General features: G+C 66.7%; 10 protein-coding genes. 6 read left to right on the top strand and 4 right to left on the bottom strand.

Translation table 11 applies throughout. The features are described from left to right. Window positions 1-105 precede the first annotated feature (105 nt). From LPZ50_RS25330 to LPZ50_RS18355, 6 genes are all read left to right on the top strand, one after another. A complete protein-coding gene (locus tag LPZ50_RS25330) occupies window positions 106-231 on the top strand; it encodes a hypothetical protein (RefSeq protein ID WP_268903481.1) in 126 nt (41 codons plus the stop codon). Then, window positions 213-1913, top strand: a complete 1701-nt coding sequence (recJ, locus tag LPZ50_RS18335; RefSeq protein WP_230663381.1) for a single-stranded-DNA-specific exonuclease RecJ — start codon at window positions 213-215, stop codon at window positions 1911-1913. Before LPZ50_RS25330 ends, recJ begins: the two co-directional genes overlap by 19 nt. A 48-nt stretch (window positions 1914-1961) precedes the next feature. Then, window positions 1962-3066, top strand: a protein-coding gene (prfB, locus tag LPZ50_RS18340) for a peptide chain release factor 2 (protein WP_230663383.1) whose coding sequence is annotated in 2 segments (ribosomal slippage) — window positions 1962-2042 and window positions 2044-3066 — 1104 coding nt in all. Because the reading frame shifts where the segments join, the coding sequence is not laid out codon by codon here. 43 nt (window positions 3067-3109) lie between these two features. After that, window positions 3110-3865, top strand: coding sequence for an SDR family oxidoreductase (locus tag LPZ50_RS18345; protein WP_230663386.1), 756 nt, complete (start codon window positions 3110-3112; stop codon window positions 3863-3865). Window positions 3866-3871: 6 nt separating this feature from the next. Next, on the top strand, window positions 3872-5392 hold the full coding sequence (gene lysS / locus LPZ50_RS18350) for a lysine--tRNA ligase (RefSeq protein WP_230663388.1): 1521 nt from the start codon (window positions 3872-3874) through the stop codon (window positions 5390-5392). 15 nt (window positions 5393-5407) lie between these two features. Then, window positions 5408-5719 (top strand): hypothetical protein, encoded by a 312-nt coding sequence (locus LPZ50_RS18355; protein ID WP_230663390.1) that lies wholly within the window; start codon window positions 5408-5410, stop codon window positions 5717-5719. Between the two features lie 19 nt (window positions 5720-5738). Here LPZ50_RS18355 and LPZ50_RS18360 read toward each other — a convergent pair whose 3' ends face one another. The 4 genes from LPZ50_RS18360 to LPZ50_RS18375 form a co-directional block, all read right to left on the bottom strand. Further along, window positions 5739-6626, bottom strand: a complete 888-nt coding sequence (locus LPZ50_RS18360; RefSeq protein WP_230663392.1) for a methylglyoxal synthase — start codon at window positions 6624-6626, stop codon at window positions 5739-5741. A gap of 3 nt (window positions 6627-6629) precedes the next feature. Further along, complete coding sequence (iscX, locus tag LPZ50_RS18365) at window positions 6630-6824, bottom strand: Fe-S cluster assembly protein IscX (RefSeq protein ID WP_230663394.1); 195 nt, start codon at window positions 6822-6824, stop codon at window positions 6630-6632. Beyond that, the gene (fdx, locus tag LPZ50_RS18370) at window positions 6824-7165 is read right to left on the bottom strand and encodes an ISC system 2Fe-2S type ferredoxin (RefSeq protein WP_230663396.1); all 342 of its coding nucleotides are present in this window, start codon (window positions 7163-7165) and stop codon (window positions 6824-6826) included. The genes iscX and fdx overlap by 1 nt, the downstream gene beginning before the upstream one ends. A 17-nt stretch (window positions 7166-7182) precedes the next feature. Further along, the coding region (locus LPZ50_RS18375) for an Hsp70 family protein (protein ID WP_230663398.1) at window positions 7183-8225 on the bottom strand (1043 nt) is incomplete at its 5' end.

Raw genomic sequence — 8225 nt, forward strand, 5'->3', positions numbered from 1 at the left:
TCATCCTGGATCTGGAAGATGCCTGCGCGGTGTCGGAGAAAGTGGCCAGCCGTCCGCGCGTAGTGCAGGCCATGCAGACCCGCCGGAGGCCTGCCGGCACAGCCGGTGCAACTGATCCTGCTGGGGGCCGACCGCCGCGCCACCCTGACCCTGCAACCGCGCGGCCGCCTGCTGGCCTGGCTGCCCGCGCCCAAGAAAAACTGGAATACCTGGTGGTCTCGCCCCGTCTGACAGTACGCCCCATCGCCGCCGAAGCCCGCCGCATCCTGGAGGCCGCGGGTATTCACCCCCTGTTGGCCCGGCTGTGGGCCGCGCGCGGCGTCACCCATCCCGACCAGACGCGCCTGGCCTGGGCATCCATGCTGCCCCCGGTGGGCCTGACCCACGTCGACCACGCGGCTGCCATCCTGGCCGACGCCATCGCCCAGGGCAAGCGCCTGCTGATCGTGGCCGACTACGACTGCGACGGCGCCACCGCCTGCGCCGTCGGCCTGCGCGCCTTGCGGGCCTTCGGCGCGAACGTCGATTTCCTGGTACCCAACCGGTTCGAGACCGGCTACGGCCTGTCGCCCGCCGTGGTGGAACTGGCCTGCGCCCATCGCGCCGGCAAACCCGACCTGATCATCACCGTGGACAACGGCATCGCCAGCGTCGACGGCGTGGCCGCTGCCAACGCGGCCGGCATAGGCGTGGTGGTTACCGATCACCATTTGCCCGGCGACACGCTTCCCGACGCACTGGCCATCGTCAACCCGAACCAGCCCGGCTGCGGTTTCCCGTCCAAGAACCTGGCCGGCGTGGGCGTGATCTTTTACCTCATGCTGGCGCTGCGCGCCGAATTACGCCGGCGCGGCACCTACGCGCCGGACGGCGGCCCGCGCCTGGATGCGCTGGCCGACCTGGTGGCGCTGGGCACCGTGGCCGATGTGGTGAAGCTGGACGGCAATAACCGCCTGCTGGTCACGCAGGGCCTGCAGCGCATGCGCACGGGCCGCATGCAGGCCGGCCTGCGCGCGCTGTTCGCCGTGGCCGCACGCGAACCCCGCAGCGCCTGCGGCTTCGACCTGGGCTTTGCAGTAGGCCCGCGCATCAATGCCGCGGGACGCCTGGCGGACATGAGCCTGGGCATCGCCTGCCTGACTACCGACGACGAAGCGCAGGCGCTGGAGATGGCCCGCCAGCTCGACCAGATCAATCGCGAGCGGCGCGGCATCGAGGCGGAAATGCGGGAACAGGCAATGGCGGCCATGGAAGCCGCGGGCTCGGCCGACGGCGCCACCGTGTGCGTATTCGACCCGGGCTGGCACCAAGGCGTAGTGGGCCTGGTGGCATCGCGCCTGAAAGAGAAATTCTGGCGCCCCACTCTGGCGTTCGCCCCGGCCGGCGACGACGAGATCCGCGGCTCGGGCCGCTCGATTCCCGATGTGCACCTGCGCGATGCGCTGGACCTGGTGTCCAAACGCCACCCGGGCCTGATCCGCAAGTTCGGCGGCCATGCCATGGCGGCTGGCCTGACACTGGGCCGCGACGACTTTCCCGCCTTCGGGCCGGCGTTCGATGCGGCGGTGCGCGAGCTCACCGGCCGCCATTCATTCGAACCGCTGCTGGAAACCGACGGATCGCTGGAATCGGGCTACGCCAACGCCGAAGTCGCCACGCTGCTGCAGCAGCAGGTATGGGGCGCCGGCTTCGCCGCACCGCTTTTCCTGGACGAATTCACCGTGCGCAATCAGCGGCTGGTGGGCGAAAAACACTTGAAGCTGTCCCTGGAGCGCGGCCACCAGCGCTTCGACGCGATCTGGTTCGGGCACGACCAGTCGCTGCCCGAACATGTCCAGGTGGCTTACCGCCTGGAACCCAACGTCTGGAATGGCATGGTGTCGGCCCAGCTGGTCGTCGAGCACGCGGAATAATCCACGCTAAAATGCTGGGTTTCGCACTAATAGCCATCAGGAAGCACCATGGAAGCCGAACGCCAGAACCAGCTCGCCGCCCGCCTTGCCGACTACGCAGAGCGCGAGCAGGCGCTACGGGGGTATCTTTGACTACGATCTGAAGGCCGAACGCCTGCAGGTCGTCAACGCCGAGCTCGAAGACCCGGCCGTCTGGAACGACCCCAAGCACGCCCAGGACCTGGGCCGTGAAAAAAAATCCCTGGAAGAAGTGGTCGAAACCCTCGGCGGGCTGCGCTCGGGCATTGCCGATTCCCAGGAACTGTACGAACTGGCCGCGGCCGACGACGACGACGCCACCCTGGAATCCATCGAGGGCGACGCCGATAATTTCCAGCAACAGCTCGAGGGGCTGGAATTCCGCCGCATGTTCTCGAACGCGGCCGACCCGCTCAACTGCTTCCTGGACATCCAGGCCGGCGCCGGCGGCACCGAGGCGCAAGACTGGGCGTCGATGCTGCTGCGCCAGTACCTGAAGTACGCCGAGCGCAAAGGCTTCAAGGCCGAAGTGCTGGAAGAATCCGAAGGCGAAGTGGCCGGGATCAAATCCGCCACCATCAAGCTCGAAGGCGAATATGCCTTCGGCTATCTGCGCACCGAAACCGGCGTGCACCGCCTGGTGCGCAAAAGCCCGTTCGACTCTTCCGGTGGCCGCCACACCTCGTTCGCCAGCGTGTTCGTCTACCCCGAGGTCGACGACTCATTCGAAATCGAGGTCAACCCGGCGGACTTGCGGGTGGACACCTACCGCGCCAGCGGCGCGGGCGGCCAGCACATCAACAAGACCGACTCGGCCGTGCGTCTCACGCACATACCCACCGGCATCGTGGTGCAGTGCCAGAACGACCGGTCCCAGCACCGCAACCGCGCCGAAGCCATGCAAATGCTGAAGTCCAAGCTCTACGAGCTGGAAATGCGCAACCGCATGGCCGAACAACAGAAGCTCGAAGATTCCAAGACCGACGTGGGCTGGGGCCATCAAATCCGTTCCTACGTGCTCGACCAAAGCCGCATCAAAGACCTGCGCACCAACGTGGAAATCTCCAATACCCAGAAGGTGCTCGACGGCGATCTGGACACCTTCATCCAGGCCAGCCTGAAGCAAGGCGTGTGATCCCGCGGGCGCCCCGGCGCCCTTACCCTGAAGAGGCAAGCGCATGACCGACACGATCGCAATCCTGACTGGCTCCTCGCGCGGCATAGGCGCCGCGCTGGCGCGCGGCCTGGCCAAGCCCGGCACGCGGCTGATCACCCTGGCCCGCCGGGCCGACCCCGCCCTGGCGCAACATGCCCAGGCCCAGGGTGCCGAACTCGAGCAGATCCAGGTCGACCTGTCCGACTTGCATGCCGCCGCGCAAGCCGCCGAGCGCATAGCGGCCGCCCTGCCCCGCGATGCGCGGCGCTATCTGCTCATCAATAACGCGGGCACGGTGCAGCCGGTGGCCGCCGCCGGCGAACTGGCCGACGGCCAGGCCATCGCCGCAGCATTCAATCTGAACGTATCAGCCGTCATGCTGCTGACCGCCCGCTTCATCGATGCGGTCCAGGGGTTGCAGGCCGACCGCCGGGTGCTGAATATTTCGTCCGGCGCCGGCCGCAATCCCAATGCCGGCTGGGGCGTGTACTGCGCCACCAAGGCCGCGCTCGACATGTACACCCGCGTGCTGAAGCAGGAACAAGGCCCCGACGGCGTGCGCGCCGTTGCCCTGGCGCCGGGCATAGTCGATACCGACATGCAGGAAACCATCCGCGCCAGCGATCCGGCCAGCTTTCCGGCGCTGGCCAAGTTCCAGGAATTCCACGCCACCGGCAAACTGGCGGCGCCCGCCGCGGTGGCCGAAAACATCCTGGCCTATCTCGACCGCGACGATTTCGGCAACACCGAAATCGACGACATCCGCAATTACCACTGATCCACCATGACCGACCACACGCCCACCCCGGCCGCCCAGGATGAAAACCGCTTGATTGCCGAACGGCGCGCCAAGCTGGCCAAACTGCGTGAAACCGGCATCGCGTATCCCAACGATTTCGTACCGGATGCGCACGCCGCCGACCTGCATCGCCAATATGGCGACCAAGACCAGGAAGCCCTGGCCGCCGCGGGCAAGCAAGTCAAGGTGGCCGGACGCATGATGCTCAAGCGGGTGATGGGCAAGGCCAGTTTCGCCACCCTGCAGGACGGCAGCGGCCGCATCCAGATCTACCTCGAACGCGGCACGCTCGGCGAAGAAGCCTACGCCGCGTTCAAGCAATGGGATATCGGCGACATCATCGCGATCGAAGGCTCGGTCTTCAAGACCAACAAGGGCGAATTGTCGGTGCACGCTGCCACGGCGCGCCTGCTGTCGAAGTCGCTGCGGCCCCTGCCCGACAAATTCCACGGCGTGGCCGATACCGAACTGCGCTATCGCCAGCGCTATGTCGACCTCATCATGACCGACGCCACGCGGCGCACCTTCGAAGCGCGCAGCAAAGCGGTCGGCAGCATCCGGCAAGTCATGCTGGATGCCGGCTTCCTGGAAGTCGAAACGCCCATGCTGCATCCCATTCCGGGCGGCGCGGCGGCCAAGCCCTTCGTCACGCACCACAATGCGCTGGACATGGAAATGTTCCTGCGCATCGCGCCCGAACTCTACCTGAAGCGCCTGGTCGTGGGCGGCTTCGACCGCGTATTCGAGATCAACCGCAACTTCCGCAACGAAGGCGTCAGCCCGCGGCACAACCCCGAATTCACCATGATGGAGTTCTACGCAGCCTATGCGAACTACCGCTGGCTGATGGACTTCACCGAGCACGTACTGCGGCAGGCCGCCATAGCCGCCACCGGTAGCGCCGTGCTCACCTACCAAGAGCGCGAACTGGACCTGTCCCGCCCCTTCGACCGCCTGACCATCTGCGAAGCCATCCTGAAATACACCACGGGATATACCCAGGACCAGCTCGACGATGCCGCCTTCTTGCGGGCCGAGCTGAAGAAGCTGGGCGCCGACGTCAACAGCCCCACGCTGGCGCGCGCGGGGCTGGGCGCGCTGCAACTGGCGCTGTTCGAAGAAACCGCCGAAGCGCAGCTCTGGAACCCCACCTACATCATCGACTACCCCATCGAAGTCTCGCCCCTGGCGCGCGCCTCGGACACTCGCCCCGGCATCACCGAACGCTTCGAACTGTTCATGACCGGCCGGGAAATCGCCAACGGCTTCTCGGAACTGAACGACCCCGAAGACCAGGCCGAACGTTTCCGCGCCCAGGTCGAGGCCAAGGACGCGGGCGATGAAGAAGCCATGTTCTTCGACGCCGACTACATACGCGCGCTGGAATACGGCATGCCGCCCACGGGGGGTTGCGGCATCGGCATCGACCGCCTGGTCATGCTGCTGACCGACAGTCCCAGCATCCGCGACGTCATCCTTTTTCCGCACCTGCGGCGCGAAGACTGACCGGGGCCGGCCGCCATGCTCGTCAAGCTGTTGATCATCGTGGCCTTCATCGTCCTGGCGCTGTACGTGGTGCTGCCCAAGCGCCCCGCGCGGCAGCCGGCGCCGCCGCGCGCCGGCCGGTTGATGCTGATGCTGCTGTCCAGCGCGGCCCTGCTGCTGTTCGTGCTGTCGCTGTTCTGCGCCCTGCTGTGGCTGGGCGGCATATCCGGCACGGTCACCGGCGGCGGCGACGTGCTGGGTGGCACGGGCCTGCTGCGCATCGCCGCTGTTCTGCTGGTATTGTCGATTATTTGCGCGATCGCCGCGCTGATGAAGCGGCCGCGCTGAATCCGCCGCCGCGCGGCAATCAACCGCCCCGGCGCTCCATGGCCTGCGCCCAGCGCCGGGCCACCGAAGGCGAAGTGGCACACACCGCCGATTCGGTCACGACCCGCACCGCGCGTTCCAGCAACTGGATGTCGGCCTCGTGCTGGCGCGCCACATGCGGATCTTCAAAGAAAATCACGCGCTGGCACTGGTGCTCCAGCACCAGTTCGGCGATTTGCGCATCGCCGCCCAGCGGCCCGCTCAGGTAGCGCTGCACCCACGGGCGATCCGTGGGCCAGCCCCGCGACCAGGCCAGTTCGTTCAGGCGCGCCCCCGTGGTGCCCGTGGCCACGCGCCGCGCAAATCCGGACAGCAGGTCGAAATGCTCGGCCGCGAATGCCACCATCTGGTCCTTGAGCGCGTCGTGGGAAATCAGCGCCAGTGTCTGGCTGCCGAACGCGAACAACCGCGCCGTCGACGGATCGGGCCGCAGGCCCGCATGCAGGCGCTCGACTTCCATCCATTCGATGGCGCCCGCCAGGGTGGAAATAAAAGGCCGGCCATGCGTGATGCACTGGCGTTTCAGAGCCAGGGCCTCGGGAAAAATCGAAGACGGGTCGACCGGATCGATCAGGTAGATTGCTCCGTCGAAAGGCGCATCGCCGTCTCGGCCTTCGGTCACTCGCGCCACCAGCTTCATCAGGCCGCCTTCGCGGCCGTAGGGGTAACGGATCAGGCCGGCATACCCCTGCAGCATGCCCTCTCGCACAATGGCATCGTGCGTGCGTCCCACCGTGTGCAACTGGACGCCCAGTTCGCGGATGGCCGGAGAGCTGGCCCGCAGCCAGGCGAACAGCGCGGCATCCGGGGTTTCGTGATGCAGGCGATTGGCGGCCAGGCCAAAACGCAAACCGGCAGGGGTGGCCATCGTTTATGCCGCCTCTTCGATCCAGGCCATCTGGATGGCTTCCAGGATTTTCTCGCCGCTGTGGGACGGGTCGTCATTGAAGCCGGGCAAGGCAAGCACCCACTCGCGCAATTGGGTAAACCGCACCGTATTCGGATCCACGTCGGGGTGGGTATCGGCCAGTGCGGCGGCGATTTCGTAAGTATCGACCCATTTCATCAGTGGTCCTCTTTGGCGTGGTTGATGGTGTACTTGGGAATTTCCACCGTCAGGTCGGCCTCGGCCACCAGCGCCTGGCACGAAAGCCGGGATGTGGAACTCAGGCCCCAGGCCTTGTCCAGCAGGTCTTCCTCATCGTCGGTGGCGTCCTCCAGAGACGAGAAGCCCTCCCGCACGATGACATGACAGGTGGTGCAGGCACACGACAGTTCGCAGGCATGCTCGATGTCGATATGGTTGTCGAGCAGCACGCGGCAGATGGACGTGCCCTTGGGCGCGTCTTCGATCACGGCGCCCTCGGGGCAGACATCCGGGTGAGGCAATACAGTCAGTTTCGGCATACGTCAAAGGCAGTCGATCAGGCGATTTCGTCCAGTTTACGGCCGGCCAGGGCCGCGCGGATGCCGCGGTCCATGCGGCGGGCCGCGAAGTCTTCGGTGGCTTCCGAAAGCCCCTGCACGGCGGCGCGCACCGTTTCCACATCGGCGGCATCCTGCGCAGCGGCGGCCGCCTCCAGGCGTTCGTCCACCAGGCGGCGTTCGTCGGCATCGAGCAGGTCGCCATCGGCGACCAGCGCGGCGCGCACGGACTCCACCAGTTGCCGCGCCTCGACCTGCTGCTCGCGCAGCATGCGGGCCTGGGCGTCGCTGTCCGCCTGGGCCACGCTGTCGGCCAGCATGCGGGTGATTTCGTCATCCGACAGCCCGTAGGAAGGCTTGACCGATACCGCCGCCTCGACGCCGGTGCTCTGCTCTTGCGCGGTCACGCTCAGCAGGCCGTCGGCATCCACCTGGAAGGTCACGCGGATGCGCGCGGCCCCCGCCACCATGGGAGGAATGCCGCGCAACTCGAAGCGGGCCAGCGACCGGCAGTCGGATACCAGGTCGCGCTCGCCTTGCACCACGTGCACACTCATCGCCCCCTGGCCATCCTTGAACGTGGTGAACTCCTGGGCGCGGGCCACGGGGATGGTGCTGTTGCGCGGAATGATGCGCTCCACCAGGCCGCCCATGGTTTCCAGGCCCAGCGACAGGGGAATCACGTCCAGCAGCAGCCAGTCTTCACCCGGCATGCGGTTGCCCGCCAGCAAATTGGCCTGCAAGGCGGCGCCCAGCGCCACCACTTGGTCTGGGTCCAGGTTCACCAGCGGCTCGGTGCCGAACAACTCTCCCACCGCGCGGCGTATGACTGGCATACGTGTCGCGCCCCCCACCATCACCACGCCATTCACGTCGGCCACTGCCAGGCCGGCGTCGCGCAGCGCGGCGCGCGCGCGGTCCAGGGTGCGCTGCACCAGCGGTGCGGCCAATTGCTCGAACTGGGCGCGGCTCAGTGTCAGATTCAATTCCCGGCCGTCTTGCAGCGTGGCGCACAACTCGCCCGACTCCTGCTCCGACAGTG

The organism is Bordetella petrii (genome assembly GCF_020991325.1).
GTDB classification, from domain to species: Bacteria; Pseudomonadota; Gammaproteobacteria; order Burkholderiales; family Burkholderiaceae_B; genus Bordetella_A; species Bordetella_A petrii_E.